This window comes from Bacillus mojavensis, from assembly GCF_012648005.1.
Lineage (GTDB): Bacteria > Bacillota > Bacilli > Bacillales > Bacillaceae > Bacillus > Bacillus mojavensis.
Window position 1 is genome coordinate 1,666,013 of the sequence record NZ_CP051464.1, and the last position, 16,342, is coordinate 1,682,354.

The following is a 16,342-nucleotide window of genomic DNA, read 5'->3' on the forward strand; positions in this document are numbered from 1 at the left end:
ATACTACTATTAGTACCTAGTCTTAATTGTCCGGACGGTGTTTAGATATGAGAAGAAATAAGAAAGAACGCCAGGAATTACTTCAGCAGACGATCAAAGCAACCCCATTTATTACAGATGAAGAATTAGCGGGTAAATTCGGAGTAAGCATTCAGACGATTCGTTTGGACCGCTTGGAGCTTTCCATACCGGAGCTGAGAGAAAGAATTAAGAACGTGGCAGAGAAAACGCTTGAAGATGAAGTGAAGTCCCTGTCATTAGACGAAGTCATCGGAGAAATTATTGACCTTGAGCTGGATGATCAGGCGATTTCTATTTTAGAGATAAAACAGGAGCATGTATTCAGCCGGAATCAAATAGCGAGAGGACACCATTTATTTGCTCAGGCGAATTCCTTGGCCGTTGCCATTATAGATGACGAATTGGCGCTTACTGCAAGCGCAGAAATCCGCTTTACCAGGCAGGTAAAGCAGGGTGAACGTGTCGTTGCGAAAGCGAAAGTAACGGCGGTTGATAAAGAAAAAGGAAGAACGGTTGTCGAAGTGAACAGCTATGTTGCAGAGGAAATTGTTTTTTCTGGACATTTTGACATGTACCGTTCAAAACATTCATAAAGGTGGAGCATGCATGAGAATAGCTGTAGATGCAATGGGAGGAGACCACGCTCCCAAAGCTGTTATTGACGGAGTTATGAAGGGGATAGAGTCATTTGATGATCTTCATATTACACTTGTCGGTGACAAGACTACAATAGAATCATATTTAACAACATCATCAGATCGCATCACGGTGCTGCACGCAGATGAAGTGATTGAGCCTACGGACGAACCGGTCCGCGCCGTGCGGAGAAAAAAGAACTCTTCTATGGTCCTGATGGCGCAGGAAGTTGCGGAAGGCAGAGCTGACGCCTGCATTTCAGCAGGAAATACCGGCGCGCTAATGACAGCCGGCCTGTTTATTGTGGGAAGAATTAAAGGAATTGACCGCCCTGCGCTTGCACCGACACTGCCGACTGTTTCAGGCGGAGGATTTCTGCTCCTTGATGTCGGCGCCAATGTAGATGCCAAACCTGAGCATCTCGTTCAATATGCCATTATGGGTTCTGTTTATTCCCAGCAAGTCCGGGGTGTGACTTCACCGAGAGTCGGACTTTTGAATGTCGGAACAGAAGATAAAAAAGGAAACGAACTGACGAAGCAGGCGTTCCAATTATTAAAAAAGGCAAACATCAACTTTATCGGAAACGTGGAAGCGCGTGACCTTTTAGACGATGTAGCAGATGTCGTAGTAACGGACGGATTTACCGGGAATGTTACACTCAAAACGCTTGAAGGCTCTGCGATGTCCATTTTTAAAATGATGAGAGAAGCGCTCACGTCAAACTTTACATCTAAGCTTGCGGCAGCTGTGCTGAAGCCGAAGATGAAAGAAATGAAAATGAAAATGGATTATTCCGAATACGGTGGAGCAAGCCTTTTCGGTTTGAAAGCGCCGGTAATCAAGGCACACGGCTCGTCTGATGCCCGTGCGGTTTACCATGCGATCCGCCAAGCCAGAGAGATGGTCAGCCAAAATGTGGCTGCGCTCATCCAAGAAGAAGTAAAAGAAGAAGAAAAAACAGATGAATAGTCTGGAGGTTTTAACATCATGAGTAAGATTGCATTTTTATTCCCTGGTCAGGGATCACAATTTATCGGCATGGGAAAAGAGCTTTATGAGCAGGTGCCTGCTGCAAAACGTCTGTTTGATGAAGCGGACGAAACATTGGAAACAAAGCTCAGCTCATTGATTTTTGAAGGTGATGCCAAAGAATTAACGCTTACATACAATGCGCAGCCTGCTTTGCTGACGACTAGCATTGCTGTGCTTGAGAAATTTAAAGAATCAGGCATTACACCTGATTTCACAGCCGGACACAGCCTTGGAGAATATTCTGCACTGGTGGCGGCTGGCGCAATGAGCTTTAAAGACGCTGTTTATACTGTCAGAAAACGCGGTGAGTTCATGAACGAAGCGGTGCCGGCCGGAGAAGGAGCGATGGCTGCTATTCTCGGCATGGATGCCGACGCGTTGAAACAAGTAACCGATAAAGTCACTGAGGACGGCCACCTTGTGCAGCTTGCCAACCTCAACTGTCCCGGACAGATTGTTATTTCCGGAACGGCAAAAGGAGTAGAGCTTGCATCTGAACAGGCTAAAGAGAACGGCGCTAAACGAGCGATTCCGCTTGACGTAAGCGGTCCGTTCCATTCTGAACTGATGAAGCCTGCCGCTGAAAAGCTGAAAGAAGTTTTGGACTCCTGTGAACTGAAAAACGCAGATGTGCCGGTGATCTCAAATGTTTCTGCAGATGTGATGACAGATAAGGAAGAGATTAAAGAAAAACTCATTGAGCAGCTGTACTCCCCGGTTCGTTTTGAGGAAACTGTTAACAAACTGATTGCAGAGGGTGTTACGACGTTTATTGAAATCGGTCCCGGCAAAGTGCTTTCAGGCCTTGTGAAAAAAGTAAACAGACGCTTAAAAACCATTGCCGTATCAGACCCGGAAACGATTGAACTGGCAATTCAAACGCTTAAGGAGGAGAATGAGAATGCTTAATGAAAAAACAGCTGTTGTCACTGGCGCATCCCGCGGAATCGGCCGTTCAATCGCCCTTGACCTGGCCAAAAACGGTGCAAATGTTGTCGTTAACTACTCAGGCAGCGAAGCGAAAGCAAATGAAGTTGTAGATGAAATCAAATCAATGGGCAGAAAAGCAATTGCTGTCAAAGCCGATGTATCAAATCCTGAAGATGTACAAAACATGATAAAAGAAGCGATTTCTGTTTTCTCTACGGTCGACATTCTAGTGAACAACGCCGGAATCACAAAAGACAATCTCATCATGAGAATGAAAGAAGATGAGTGGGATGATGTCATTAACATTAACCTGAAGGGTGTTTTCAACTGTACGAAAGCTGTCACAAGACAAATGATGAAGCAGCGTTCAGGCCGGATTATTAACGTATCATCTATTGTCGGCGTCAGCGGAAATCCTGGACAAGCCAACTACGTGGCTGCAAAAGCAGGTGTGATCGGCTTAACGAAATCTTCAGCTAAAGAGCTTGCAAGCCGAAATATCACCGTTAATGCAATTGCACCTGGATTTATCTCAACTGATATGACAGATAAGCTTGCGAAAGATGTTCAAGATGAAATGCTGAAACAAATTCCGCTCGCTCGCTTTGGCGATCCCAGCGATGTCAGCAGCGTCGTGACGTTTCTAGCTTCAGAGGGAGCGCGTTATATGACAGGCCAGACCCTTCATATTGACGGTGGAATGGTAATGTAAGTTTTTTTCTTGAAAATTTCATCATAGTTACTCTAGTTTTTTAAAAACGAATCCACTATAATACTTGAGGGGAGGTGAATTGCTATGGCAGATACATTAGAGCGTGTAACGAAAATCATCGTAGATCGCCTTGGCGTTGATGAAGCAGACGTCAAACTTGAAGCTTCTTTCAAGGAAGACTTAGGTGCTGATTCCCTAGATGTAGTTGAGCTTGTTATGGAACTTGAAGACGAGTTTGATATGGAAATTTCTGACGAAGATGCTGAAAAGATTGCAACAGTCGGCGACGCTGTGAACTACATACAAAACCAGCAATAAGCTGATGCTAAAAGTCCCGCCGAAACGCGGGGCTTTAGCCCTTTATTCGTGCAGTTATTACAGCATGCCGCTTTTACGCGCGCTGTATCCGGTTTAGTCAGAGAAGCGCGGTGAACCTGATGTGCCTATGGAGGTTACTATGTCAAAACACTCACATTACAAAGATAAGAAAAAGTTCTATAAAAAAATAGAACAATTTAAAGAGTTTCAAGAACGGATCTCGGTTCACTTTCAAAATGAAAAGCTTTTGTATCAAGCATTTACACATTCATCTTATGTGAATGAGCATCGGAAAAAGCCGTATGAAGATAATGAAAGGCTTGAATTTTTAGGTGACGCTGTTTTGGAACTGACGATCTCCAGATTCTTATTTGCCAAGTATCCGGCTATGAGTGAAGGAGATTTGACGAAATTGAGAGCCGCGATTGTATGCGAACCGTCTCTCGTTTCATTGGCTCACGAACTGTCATTCGGCGATCTTGTCCTATTGGGGAAAGGCGAGGAAATGACAGGCGGCAGAAAACGTCCTGCGCTTTTGGCGGATGTCTTCGAAGCATTTATCGGAGCCTTGTATCTTGACCAGGGATTAGAGCCGGTCGAAAGTTTCTTAAAAGTCTATGTGTTCCCTAAAATAAACGATGGTGCTTTTTCTCATGTGATGGATTTTAAAAGCCAGCTGCAGGAATACGTGCAGCGTGACGGCAAAGGCTCGCTGGAGTATAAAATATCCAACGAAAAAGGACCTGCCCATAACCGTGAATTCGAAGCCATCGTATCTCTAAAAGGTGAACCACTCGGAGTCGGAAACGGCCGTTCAAAGAAAGAAGCCGAACAGCACGCTGCTCAGGAAGCTCTAGCTAAATTGCAAAAACACCATACGAAACAATAAAATCCCCCTAAGCTATAAGGGGGATTTCAGTATGTTTGCCGTCTTATTTCATCCATGTTTATGATAAAATTGAAATACTTATTACATAAGGAGGATCGCTATGTTCCTCAAACGTTTAGACGTTATAGGATTTAAATCATTTGCAGAACGGATTTCCGTTGATTTTGTAAAAGGCGTCACTGCGGTTGTCGGCCCGAACGGAAGCGGAAAAAGCAATATCACAGACGCTATTCGCTGGGTTCTTGGAGAACAATCAGCTCGTTCCCTTCGCGGCGGAAAAATGGAAGATATTATTTTTGCCGGCAGTGATTCGAGAAAACGGTTAAATCTTGCCGAAGTTACGCTTACGCTTGATAATGACGATCATTTTTTGCCGATTGACTTCCACGAGGTCAGTGTCACAAGGCGTGTGTACAGATCTGGCGAGAGTGAATTCTTAATTAACAATCAGCCGTGCCGCTTAAAAGATATTATTGATTTATTTATGGACTCAGGACTTGGAAAAGAAGCATTTTCGATTATCAGCCAAGGGAAAGTGGAAGAAATCCTGAGCAGCAAAGCGGAGGACCGCCGCAGTATCTTTGAAGAAGCAGCCGGGGTGCTCAAATACAAAACGAGAAAGAAAAAAGCAGAAAACAAGCTGTTTGAAACCCAGGATAATTTAAATCGGGTAGAAGATATTTTACATGAGCTGGAAGGTCAGGTTGAACCTCTTAAAATACAGGCCTCAATCGCGAAAGACTACCTGGAGAAAAAGAAAGAGCTTGAGCACGTTGAAATTGCGCTGACCGCTTATGATATTGAAGAACTGCACGCCAAATGGTCAAGCCTTCAGGAGAAAGTGCAAGCCGCAAAGGAAGAAGAGCTTGCTGAATCGTCTGCTATTTCAGCAAAAGAAGCGAAAATCGAAGATGCGCGCGACAAAATTCAAGCGCTCGATGAATCAGTGAACGAGCTCCAGCAAGTCTTGCTTGTGACAAGTGAGGAGCTTGAAAAGCTGGAGGGGCGCAAAGAAGTACTGAAAGAACGCAAAAAAAACGCTGTGCAAAACCGCGAACAGCTTGAAGAAGCCATCGTACAGTTTCAGCAAAAAGAAGCTGTGCTGAAAGAAGATCTTGCGAAGCAGGAAGCTGTCTTTGAAGCGCTTCAGACAGAAGTCAAAGATTTAAAAGCACAGGTGAAGGAAAAGCAGCAGGCTCTCAGTCTTCACAATGAAAATGTCGAAGAGAAAATTGAGCAGCTGAAAAGCGATTACTTTGAGCTGTTAAACAGCCAGGCATCGATTCGTAATGAGCTCCAGCTGCTCGATGACCAGATGTCCCAATCAGCAGTTATCCAACAGAGGCTGGCTGATAATAATGAAAAGCATCTGCAGGAACGGCGCGATATTACCGCCCAAAAAGCTGCATGTGAAACCGAGTTTGCCCGCATAGAGCAGGAGATTCACAGCCAAGTCGGCGCGTATCGAGAAATGCAGGTTAAATACGAACAGAAAAAGCGTCAGTATGAGAAAAATGAATCTGCTCTTTACCAAGCATACCAATACGTCCAGCAGGCGAGGTCGAAAAAAGACATGCTTGAGACAATGCAGGGAGATTTCTCCGGCTTTTATCAGGGTGTTAAAGAGGTGCTGAAAGCGAAAGAGCGGCTTGGCGGAATTCGCGGGGCTGTCCTTGAGCTGATGTCAACAGAACAAAAGTATGAAACGGCTATTGAAATAGCACTCGGAGCTTCAGCACAGCATGTTGTGACCGATGATGAACAGTCCGCCCGTAAAGCAATTCAATATTTGAAACAGAATTCGTTCGGCCGGGCGACATTTCTGCCGCTTTCTGTCATCAAAGACCGTCAGCTTCAAAGCAGGGACGTGGCAACTGCGAAGCAGCATCCTTCATTTCTCGGGGTTGCCAGTGATCTTGTCACATTTGATCCCGCGTATCGCCGTATCATTCAAAACCTGCTCGGCACCGTTTTGATTACAGAGCATTTAAAAGGCGCAAACGAGCTTGCGAAGCTGCTTGGGCACCGGTACCGCATCGTAACTCTCGAGGGCGATGTCGTGAATCCTGGAGGTTCAATGACGGGGGGCGCTGTTAAAAAGAAAAACAACTCCCTGTTAGGAAGAAGCCGGGAACTTGAGGATGTCACCCAGCGGCTGGCTGAGATGGAAGAAAAAACAGCGCAGCTTGAACAAGAGGTCAAAACCCTTAAGCAATCCATTCAGGAGATGGAGAAAAAACTGGCTGATTTAAGAGAGGCCGGGGAAGGCTTAAGAGTGAAGCAGCAGGATGTGAAAGGCCAGCTGTATGAGCTTCAAGTTGCTGAGAAGAATATCAATACTCACTTAGAGCTCTATGATCAAGAAAAATCAGCTCTGTCAGATAGCGATCGAGAGAAGAAAGCGCGCAAACGCGAGCTGGAAGAAAAGCTTTCTTCCGTATCTGAAAAGATGAAACAGCTTGAAGAGGATATTGAAAGACTGACAAAACAAAAACAGACACAGTCCTCTACAAAAGAGTCTCTCTCCAATGAGCTGACTGAGCTGAAGATCGCAGCAGCGAAAAAAGAGCAAGCATGTCAGAGCGAAGAGGACAACCTCGCTAGATTAAAGAAAGAGCTCCAAGAAACAGAGCTTGCTTTAAAAGAGGCGAAAGAGGACCTAAGCTTCTTAACGTCAGAAATGTCATCAAGCACAAGCGGCGAAGAAAAACTGGAAGAGGCCGCAAAACATAAATTAAATGACAAAACAAAAACAATTGAATTGATTGCGTTAAGGCGCGACCAGAGGATCAAACTTCAGCAGGGGCTTGATACGTATGAGCGCGAGCTGAAAGAAATGAAACGCCTGTATAAACAAAAAACAACGCTCTTAAAAGACGAGGAAGTAAAACTAGGCCGAATGGAAGTCGAGCTTGATAATTTGCTGCAATACTTGCGGGAAGAATACAGCTTGTCCTTTGAGGGGGCCAAAGAGAAATACCAGCTTGAAACAGATCCTGAGGAAGCAAGAAAGCGCGTGAAGCTGATTAAACTCGCAATAGAAGAGCTTGGGACGGTAAACCTCGGAAGCATAGATGAGTTTGAGAGGGTTAACGAACGCTATCAATTCTTGTCAGAGCAAAAAGAAGATTTAACAGAAGCAAAAAATACCCTGTTTCAAGTGATTGAGGAAATGGACGAAGAGATGACGAAACGCTTTAACGACACATTCGTCCAAATCCGCTCACACTTTGATCAAGTCTTCCGCTCCTTATTCGGAGGAGGGCGAGCGGAATTAAGGCTTACCGATCCGAATGATCTGCTGCATTCCGGAGTAGAAATTATCGCGCAGCCGCCGGGAAAAAAACTGCAAAACTTAAACCTTTTGTCTGGCGGAGAGCGTGCGCTTACTGCTATTGCGCTCTTATTCTCAATTTTAAAGGTGCGCCCTGTGCCTTTTTGTGTTCTTGACGAGGTAGAAGCAGCACTTGACGAAGCAAATGTGTTCCGGTTTGCGCAGTATTTGAAAAAATACAGCGCCGATACCCAGTTTATTGTGATTACCCACAGAAAAGGCACTATGGAGGAAGCCGATGTGCTTTACGGCGTGACAATGCCGGAGTCAGGTGTTTCTAAGGTCATCTCAGTGAAGCTGGAAGAGACAAAAGAATTCGTTCAGTAACGAGGAAAGAGGTTATAAGATGAGTTTTTTTAAAAAATTAAAAGAGAAAATCACAAAGCAGACAGATTCCGTATCTGAAAAATTTAAGGACGGCCTTGAAAAAACGAGAAACTCCTTTCAAAATAAAGTGAATGATCTCGTGTCCCGTTACCGTAAAATTGATGAGGACTTCTTCGAAGAGCTTGAAGAGGTTCTGATCAGTGCTGATGTCGGTTTTACAACGGTTATGGAGCTGATAGACGAGCTCAAAAAAGAAGTGAAGCGCAGAAATATTCAAGATCCGCAGGAAGTGCAGTCTGTTATTTCTGAAAAGCTGGTGGAGATTTATAACAGCGGAGACGAACAAATATCTGAGCTGAACATTCAGGAAGGGCGTTTAAATGTCATTCTTCTAGTCGGCGTAAATGGAGTCGGCAAAACGACAACGATCGGAAAGCTTGCTCATAAACTAAAGCAAGAAGGAAAGTCTGTTGTACTTGCTGCCGGAGACACTTTCAGAGCAGGAGCGATTGAACAGCTTGAAGTATGGGGAGAACGTACTGGTGTGCCTGTCATTAAACAGGCGGCCGGCAGCGATCCTGCGGCTGTCATCTATGATGCTGTTCACGCTGCCAAAGCGAGAGAAGCTGATGTGTTAATTTGTGATACGGCAGGGCGTCTTCAAAACAAGGTAAACCTGATGAAGGAGCTCGAAAAGGTGAAGCGTGTTATCGAAAGAGAAGTGCCGGAAGCGCCTCATGAGGTGCTGCTCGCCCTTGATGCCACGACTGGCCAAAACGCAATGGCGCAGGCGAAGGAGTTCTCGAAAGCAACAAACGTAACAGGAATTGCTTTAACAAAACTTGACGGCACTGCAAAAGGCGGTATTGTCCTTGCGATTCGCAACGAGCTTCATATCCCGGTTAAATTAGTCGGATTAGGAGAAAAAGTTGATGATCTTCAGGAGTTTGACGCTGAATCTTACGTATACGGCCTCTTTTCAGATTTAGTGGAAAAAGCGGAGGATTAATATTTTTGGGTTCACCGATTATAGACAGACAGCCCCCAAAACCCTAGGGGGCTGTTTTTGTTATCGTCTCACTTGATAGGCGAAATGATAAAGGCTGTTATCAGTGGATAGCAATCTCGCATCACCGGAATAAACCCTGAATGGGATGATGTCGTAGTAATGAACGGAAACAGATGTGTAATACGTGTAGTAGCCAGCGGCAGGTCCTAAATACATTGGAACGTCAAACTTTCCGTTTTCATCGGTTGTTCCTGCAGCTGTCTTTGTTGTATTCCCGACTTTCGTATCTGCTTCGAAGCTGACTGGTGTGTTTGGCACTGGCACTCCATTTTCGTCGAGCAATGTACCGCTTATCGTAATATTGTACTTAACTCGCCAAAATTGACCCTGTCCGTAATTGATTTTGCCGTACACGCCTCCGTCCGTGCTAATATTTGAGATGGAGGCCTTATAAGGGACTCCGGCCGCAGCTGCTTGCTGGGCGGGAAAAATAAATGGTAACACGGCAGCCAAGCATAACATAAACAATAAACCGATTTTTTTCATGTGAAATCCTCCTTTTAAATATGGTTCATATAAAATATCGGAATAATTTGGATGTTGTTTAGTTAATATTGGAAAAAGTGATCATTCCTTTGACAAGATAAAAACTTGACACTCACATTAAAACCATGTAAACTAAGTTATCGTAAAGGGATTTGACTTAACAAAGGGGAGAGCTCATATGTCGCTCGAAAAGACAACGAGAATGAATTATCTGTTTGATTTTTATCAGTCGTTGTTGACGTCTAAACAGAAGAGCTATATGTCTCTTTATTATTTGGACGATTTCTCCCTTGGCGAAATAGCCGAAGAATATGAGGTTTCAAGACAAGCTGTTTATGATAACATCAAACGAACAGAAGCGATGCTTGAACAATATGAAGAAAAGCTGCTCCTTTTGAAAAAGTTTCAGGAGCGTAAAGAGATGTTTAATAAGCTGAAGGAGCTTGCTTCCGGTTCTAAAGAAGAGGAAGAAATTACAGCTCTGATTGAAGCGCTTGAGAAATTAGATTAGGAGGCGGCAAACTATGGCATTTGAAGGATTAGCCGACCGACTGCAGCAGACGATTTCTAAAATCCGCGGAAAAGGGAAAGTCAGCGAACAAGATGTAAAAGAAATGATGCGTGAGGTTCGTCTTGCGCTGCTTGAGGCTGACGTTAACTTTAAAGTAGTAAAGGATTTTGTGAAAAAAGTAAGTGAACGGGCTGTAGGCCAAGACGTCATGAAAAGCCTGACGCCCGGCCAACAGGTCATTAAAGTCGTTAAAGAGGAACTGACAGAGCTGATGGGCGGCGAAGAAAGCAAAATTGCCGTCGCGAAGCGGCCGCCAACTGTTATTATGATGGTTGGTCTCCAGGGTGCCGGTAAAACGACAACAAGCGGTAAACTTGCAAATCTGCTGCGCAAAAAGCACAATCGCAAACCGATGCTGGTTGCTGCCGATATTTACCGTCCTGCTGCAATTAAGCAGCTGGAAACGCTCGGCAAGCAGCTCGACATGCCTGTTTTTTCCCTTGGTGATCAGGTCAGCCCTGTAGAAATAGCCAAGCAGGCCATTGAAAAAGCCAAGGAAGAACACTATGATTATGTCATTTTGGACACAGCAGGCCGTTTGCATATCGACCATGAGCTTATGGATGAACTGACCCAAGTGAAAGAAATCGCGAATCCGGAAGAAATCTTTCTGGTTGTCGATTCAATGACCGGGCAGGATGCCGTGAATGTAGCCAAAAGCTTTAACGAACAGCTCGGTTTAACCGGTGTTGTGTTAACGAAGCTTGATGGAGACACGCGCGGGGGTGCCGCACTTTCCATTCGTGCGGTGACAAACACGCCGATTAAATTCGCCGGTTTAGGCGAAAAGCTTGATGCATTAGAGGCTTTCCATCCTGAACGCATGGCATCAAGGATTCTCGGCATGGGTGACGTGTTAACATTGATTGAAAAAGCTCAGGCAACCGTCGATGAAGACAAGGCCAAAGAGCTGGAACAAAAAATGAGAACAATGAGCTTCACATTGGACGATTTTCTCGAGCAGCTCGGGCAGGTCAGAAACATGGGGCCTCTGGATGAGCTTCTGCAAATGATGCCGGGTGCAGGTAAGATGAAAGGCTTGAAAAATATTCAAGTTGATGAAAAGCAGCTGAATCATGTGGAAGCGATCATTAAATCGATGACTGTTCTTGAAAAAGAACAGCCGGATATCATTAATGCCAGCCGGCGCAAGCGGATTGCAAAAGGAAGCGGGACGTCCGTACAGGAAGTCAACCGTCTGCTTAAGCAGTTTGACGAAATGAAAAAAATGATGAAGCAAATGACAAACATGTCAAAAGGAAAGAAAAAAGGATTTAAGTTACCTTTTATGTAATCGGTTATACATGATAAAACCGTTGTTAAGAAAAAACACTTTACAAACACTTTTATCATTGTTAATATACTATCTTGTTGAAATATTTTCGGAGGTGCTAGTAAAATGGCAGTAAAAATTCGTTTAAAACGTATGGGAGCAAAAAAATCTCCTTTCTATCGTATTGTTGTAGCAGATTCTCGTTCACCGCGTGACGGCCGTTTCATCGAAACAGTCGGCACTTACAACCCGGTTGCAAAACCAGCGGAAGTAAAAATTGATGAAGAGCTTGCTCTTAAATGGCTTCAAACTGGAGCGAAACCATCTGATACAGTTCGCAACTTGTTCTCTAGCCAAGGAATCATGGAAAAATTCCACAACGCTAAACAAGGCAAGTAATGACTGATCAACACTTGGAAGATTTGATTGTCACTATTGTGACACCGCTTGTTGATCATCCAGATGACATTCGGGTCATAAGAGAAGAAACCGATCAAAAGATTGCGCTGCGCTTATCTGTTCATAAGTCAGATACCGGTAAAGTTATCGGGAAGCAAGGCCGGACTGCAAAAGCGATTCGAACAGCTGTATTTGCAGCTGGCGCACAGTCTTCTAAGAAAGTTCAATTTGAAATATTTGACTAAAAGGGAGAGGGCCGGCACCTCCCCTTTTTTTACACGCAAAAAACGGGTAAACTGATAGAAGATAAGACAAGATAGAAACGTCTGGTCTTGAAAAAGTTTTAAAAGCAGGGAGCTTGGTGCGATGCAAATTATTCACCGTGTAGCCGTTATGCAAGTCTTAACCGAGCACAGCAAAGAAAAGCTGTTATCTACTTTCACAGAAAAGAAACAAATGCTTGAACGAGAATGCAGCCAGCTCTATTTTCAGCTTAGAAAACATGAAAAAGAACAGCAGAACCCAGATGTGATTGAACAATTTAAAAAGGCAATAGAAAAACGAAAAGATAATATGAAAATGATCGATTTTCAAATTACCCAAGTACATACATTACCGCTTGGCAGTGAAATGAAAGAAAAGGAAATCGATGCGCTGCTGACCATTAGAGTCGGGGATGACTGGCATGAGAAAACAGCAGCAAACACCATCGTCATAAAAGACGGAACAGTAATTGAAATTCGCCAGAGGTGATCATATGACAAAGCGATGGTTTAATGTCGGTAAAATTGTAAATACCCACGGAATTAAAGGCGAGGTGCGAGTCATTTCAAAAACGGATTTTGCCGAAGAACGGTACAAGCCGGGCAACACGCTGTATTTGTTTATGGACGGACGCCAAGAACCGATAGAGGTAACGGTAAACACGTACAGGCTGCATAAGCAATTTCATCTGCTGCAGTTTAAAGAAAGACAAAGCCTGAATGAAGTAGAGGAACTGAAAAACGCCATCATCAAAGTTCCGGAAGAGGATTTGGGTGAGTTGAATGAGGGAGAATTTTATTTCCACGAAATTATCGGCTGTGAAGTTTTTACTGAAGAAGGCGAACTGATCGGAAAGGTGAAAGAAATTTTAACACCGGGAGCCAATGATGTATGGGTAATCGAGCGTAAAGGTAAAAAAGACGCGCTGATCCCTTACATTGAATCAGTCGTCAAACAGATTGATGTCAGCGAAAAGAAAATTGAGATTCAACTCATGGAAGGATTAATAGACGAATGAAAATCGATTTTTTGACACTGTTTCCTGACATGTTTGAAGGAGTGCTCGGTTCATCCATTCTTCAAAAAGCCCAAGAAAAAGAAGCAGTGCAGTTCCAGATCGTCAATTTCCGGGAGTATTCTGATAACAAGCATAATACAGTGGATGATTATCCTTACGGAGGCGGAGCAGGTATGGTGCTGAAGCCTCAGCCTGTTTTTGACGCGGTTGAGGACCTGACCTCAAAAGCAGACAGTCCGCCGCGCGTTATCCTCGTCTGCCCGCAAGGTGAGCGTTTCACTCAAAAAAAAGCCGAGGAATTGGCAAAGGAAGAGCATTTGCTGTTTATCTGCGGCCATTATGAAGGCTATGATGAGCGAATCCGTGAGCATTTGGTGACCGATGAAATATCAATTGGCGACTTCGTTCTGACAGGCGGTGAGCTGCCTGCGATGATGATTGCTGACAGTGTTGTCAGGCTGCTTCCGGGAGTGCTTGGCAAAGAGGCTTCCCACATAGAGGATTCGTTCAGTACGGGGCTCTTGGAGCATCCGCATTATACAAGACCGGCAGATTATAAAGGTTTAAAAGTGCCTGAAACACTTCTATCAGGAAACCATGCTAAAATCAAAGAATGGCGGAATAAAGAATCGATCAGAAGAACCTATTTAAGACGCCCGGATCTCCTGAAAGACTATCCGCTTACAGAGCAAGAAAGAAAATGGATTTCTGAATGGGAAAAAGAATAGATTTTATTGCATAGGCTATGAAATTGTGATAAGATACTACTTGTGGCTTGAGCGGGCTTATCCGTTGAAAGCTTGAAAACGATGTTCCGCTGTGCCGGGTTTTGTGGCCAAGAGCATCTGTTGGAAGGAGTTGAAAACGATGCAAAAACTAATTGAAGATATCACAAAAGAACAGCTTCGTACTGATCTTCCTACGTTCCGTCCTGGTGACACTTTACGTGTACACGTAAAAGTTGTTGAGGGTAACCGTGAGCGTATCCAGATTTTTGAAGGTGTTGTGATTAAGCGTCGTGGTGGTGGAATCAGCGAAACGTTCACAGTTCGTAAGATTTCTTACGGTGTTGGCGTTGAACGTACTTTCCCTGTACACACACCAAAAATCGCGAAAATCGAAGTTGTACGTTACGGTAAAGTTCGCCGTGCTAAGCTTTACTACCTACGTGAACTTCGCGGAAAAGCGGCTCGTATTAAAGAAATCAGACGATAATGATAACGAACGAAAAGAGCTTGTTACCAGTAACAAGCTCTTTTTTTATATAGAATTTGAAAATGCCGGTCAGGCATCGTAAAATACATAAAGAACAACTAAGAATCTTGCACACTCAGAAGATAAAGGCGGTGTTCGTGTCACATGACAATCCAGTGGTTCCCTGGCCATATGGCAAAGGCAAGACGGGAAGTAACCGAAAAATTAAAATTAATCGATATCGTATATGAATTGGTAGATGCCAGAATTCCGATGTCCTCAAGAAACCCAATGATTGAAGACATCTTAAAAAATAAGCCGAGGATTATGCTGTTAAATAAAGCTGACAAAGCAGATGCGGCAGTTACACAGCAGTGGAAAGAGCACTTTGAGAACCAAGGAATCCGCTCTCTGTCCATTAATTCTGTAAACGGCCAAGGATTAAATCAAATCGTTCCGGCTTCAAAAGATATCCTGCAGGAGAAATTTGACCGGATGAGGGCAAAAGGTGTGAAGCCAAGGGCGATCCGGGCGCTGATCATCGGCATTCCGAACGTCGGAAAATCAACGCTTATCAACCGGCTGGCAAAGAAAAATATTGCGAAAACCGGAGACAGACCGGGTATCACAACATCTCAGCAATGGGTCAAAGTCGGAAAAGAATTAGAGCTTTTAGACACTCCGGGGATTCTATGGCCTAAATTTGAGGACGAGCTTGTCGGGTTGAGGCTGGCAGTCACGGGGGCTATTAAAGACTCGATTATCAATCTACAGGATGTAGCCGTGTTTGGCCTCCGTTTTCTCGAAGAACATTATCCTGAACGGCTTAAAGAGCGCTACGGGCTCGATGAGATACCCGAAGACATCGCGGAGCTGTTTGATGCGATAGGTGAAAAACGCGGCTGCCTCATGAGCGGGGGGCTTATTAACTACGATAAAACGACTGAAGTGATTATTCGTGATATCCGCACAGAAAAGTTCGGGAGGCTGTCATTCGAACAGCCGACGATGTAAAGACCCGCAGAAATGCGGGTCTTTATTTTTTCCTGACCCGACCGATACATACAGTAAGGGAGAAGAGAAAGTGAATACATTAACCGTAAAAGACATTAGAGACCGTCTGCAAGGGGTAAAAGATGACCAGGACCCATTTCTTGTCCAGTGTGAAAATGATCCGAGAAAAAGCGTACAAGCGCTTGTAGAGCAATGGCTGAAAAAGCACGCGAAGGAAAAAGCGCTAAAAGAACAGTGGATAAATATGACCTCCTATGAAAGGCTTGCGAGAAACAAGGGGTTTCGTTTTATTGCAGGAGTAGACGAAGTAGGCCGGGGCCCATTGGCAGGACCGGTTGTCGCCAGCGCAGTCATCCTTCCTGAGGAATGCGAAATACTTGGACTCACAGACTCAAAAAAGCTTACAGAAAAGAAGCGTGAGGAATATTACGATCTCATTATGAAAGAAGCTGTGGCAGTCGGTATAGGAATTGTAGAAGCAGCTGTTATTGATGAGATCAATATTTATGAAGCCTCAAAATTGGCAATGGTCGAAGCAATCCGCGATTTGTCCGATACACCCGATTATTTGCTCGTTGACGCGATGACACTGCCGCTCGATACGTCTCAGTCTTCAATTATAAAAGGCGATGCCAAAAGCGTATCTATCGCTGCAGGTGCTTGTATTGCGAAAGTGACGAGGGACCGGATGATGAGCGCATATGCAGAAAAGTATCCGCAGTACGGCTTTGAAAAAAATAAAGGCTATGGAACAAAAGAGCATCTTGAAGCGCTCGCAGCCTACGGACCGACCGATTTGCACCGGAAAACTTTCGCTCCTGTTCAATCTTACAGATAATCTAATGAACAAGG

General features: G+C 44.3%; 19 protein-coding genes. 18 read left to right on the forward strand and 1 reads right to left on the reverse strand.

Annotation, left to right across the window (positions count from 1 at the left end; all coding sequences use genetic code 11):
• Positions 1-47: 47 nt before the first annotated feature.
• From fapR to ftsY, 8 genes are all read left to right on the forward strand, one after another.
• Positions 48-614: a transcription factor FapR gene (gene fapR / locus HC660_RS08630; RefSeq protein ID WP_168747800.1), complete on the forward strand. Its 567-nt coding sequence runs from the start codon at positions 48-50 to the stop codon at positions 612-614.
• Positions 615-627: 13 nt separating this feature from the next.
• Entirely contained in the window at positions 628-1,629 is a 1,002-nt protein-coding gene (plsX, locus tag HC660_RS08635) for a phosphate acyltransferase PlsX (protein WP_168747801.1), read from the forward strand.
• An 18-nt stretch (positions 1,630-1,647) separates the two neighbouring features.
• Positions 1,648-2,601, forward strand: a complete 954-nt coding sequence (gene fabD / locus HC660_RS08640; protein ID WP_168747803.1) for an ACP S-malonyltransferase — start codon at positions 1,648-1,650, stop codon at positions 2,599-2,601.
• Positions 2,594-3,334, forward strand: coding sequence for a 3-oxoacyl-[acyl-carrier-protein] reductase (gene fabG, locus HC660_RS08645; protein WP_010334219.1), 741 nt, complete (start codon positions 2,594-2,596; stop codon positions 3,332-3,334). Before fabD ends, fabG begins: the two co-directional genes overlap by 8 nt.
• Positions 3,335-3,418: 84 nt before the next feature.
• Positions 3,419-3,652 carry an acyl carrier protein gene (acpP, locus tag HC660_RS08650; protein WP_003154310.1) on the forward strand — a complete coding sequence of 78 codons (234 nt, stop codon included), beginning with the start codon at positions 3,419-3,421 and terminating at the stop codon, positions 3,650-3,652.
• A 139-nt stretch (positions 3,653-3,791) separates the two neighbouring features.
• Positions 3,792-4,541, forward strand: coding sequence for a ribonuclease III (rncS, locus tag HC660_RS08655; protein WP_010334220.1), 750 nt, complete (start codon positions 3,792-3,794; stop codon positions 4,539-4,541).
• Positions 4,542-4,641: 100 nt separating this feature from the next.
• A complete protein-coding gene (gene smc / locus HC660_RS08660) occupies positions 4,642-8,202 on the forward strand; it encodes a chromosome segregation protein SMC (protein ID WP_168747805.1) in 3,561 nt (1,186 codons plus the stop codon).
• A 19-nt stretch (positions 8,203-8,221) separates the two neighbouring features.
• A complete protein-coding gene (gene ftsY, locus HC660_RS08665) occupies positions 8,222-9,211 on the forward strand; it encodes a signal recognition particle-docking protein FtsY (protein ID WP_044155917.1) in 990 nt (329 codons plus the stop codon).
• A 60-nt stretch (positions 9,212-9,271) separates the two neighbouring features.
• On the opposite strand, the gene HC660_RS08670 is transcribed toward ftsY, so the two are convergent.
• Positions 9,272-9,757, reverse strand: coding sequence for an Ig-like domain-containing protein (locus HC660_RS08670; protein ID WP_168747807.1), 486 nt, complete (start codon positions 9,755-9,757; stop codon positions 9,272-9,274).
• 178 nt (positions 9,758-9,935) lie between these two features.
• On the opposite strand from HC660_RS08670, the gene HC660_RS08675 reads away from it, so the two are divergent.
• From HC660_RS08675 to HC660_RS08720, 10 genes are all read left to right on the forward strand, one after another.
• Complete coding sequence (locus tag HC660_RS08675) at positions 9,936-10,268, forward strand: putative DNA-binding protein (RefSeq protein WP_003238590.1); 333 nt, start codon at positions 9,936-9,938, stop codon at positions 10,266-10,268.
• A 13-nt stretch (positions 10,269-10,281) separates the two neighbouring features.
• The gene (gene ffh, locus HC660_RS08680; RefSeq protein WP_024121380.1) at positions 10,282-11,622 is read left to right on the forward strand and encodes a signal recognition particle protein; all 1,341 of its coding nucleotides are present in this window, start codon (positions 10,282-10,284) and stop codon (positions 11,620-11,622) included.
• A 105-nt stretch (positions 11,623-11,727) separates the two neighbouring features.
• Positions 11,728-12,000 (forward strand): 30S ribosomal protein S16, encoded by a 273-nt coding sequence (rpsP, locus tag HC660_RS08685; RefSeq protein ID WP_003220815.1) that lies wholly within the window; start codon positions 11,728-11,730, stop codon positions 11,998-12,000.
• Positions 12,000-12,245, forward strand: a complete 246-nt coding sequence (locus HC660_RS08690; RefSeq protein WP_024121381.1) for a KH domain-containing protein — start codon at positions 12,000-12,002, stop codon at positions 12,243-12,245. Before rpsP ends, HC660_RS08690 begins: the two co-directional genes overlap by 1 nt.
• 121 nt (positions 12,246-12,366) lie before the next feature.
• On the forward strand, positions 12,367-12,753 hold the full coding sequence (locus HC660_RS08695) for a YlqD family protein (RefSeq protein ID WP_168747808.1): 387 nt from the start codon (positions 12,367-12,369) through the stop codon (positions 12,751-12,753).
• A gap of 4 nt (positions 12,754-12,757) precedes the next feature.
• Positions 12,758-13,282, forward strand: coding sequence for a ribosome maturation factor RimM (rimM, locus tag HC660_RS08700; RefSeq protein WP_010334227.1), 525 nt, complete (start codon positions 12,758-12,760; stop codon positions 13,280-13,282).
• On the forward strand, positions 13,279-14,010 hold the full coding sequence (gene trmD, locus HC660_RS08705; protein WP_010334228.1) for a tRNA (guanosine(37)-N1)-methyltransferase TrmD: 732 nt from the start codon (positions 13,279-13,281) through the stop codon (positions 14,008-14,010). Before rimM ends, trmD begins: the two co-directional genes overlap by 4 nt.
• A 139-nt stretch (positions 14,011-14,149) precedes the next feature.
• Positions 14,150-14,497: a 50S ribosomal protein L19 gene (rplS, locus tag HC660_RS08710; protein ID WP_010334229.1), complete on the forward strand. Its 348-nt coding sequence runs from the start codon at positions 14,150-14,152 to the stop codon at positions 14,495-14,497.
• 144 nt (positions 14,498-14,641) lie between these two features.
• Positions 14,642-15,490, forward strand: a complete 849-nt coding sequence (gene ylqF, locus HC660_RS08715) for a ribosome biogenesis GTPase YlqF (RefSeq protein WP_010334231.1) — start codon at positions 14,642-14,644, stop codon at positions 15,488-15,490.
• A 70-nt stretch (positions 15,491-15,560) separates the two neighbouring features.
• Positions 15,561-16,328, forward strand: coding sequence for a ribonuclease HII (locus HC660_RS08720; protein WP_168747810.1), 768 nt, complete (start codon positions 15,561-15,563; stop codon positions 16,326-16,328).
• Positions 16,329-16,342: the final 14 nt, after the last annotated feature.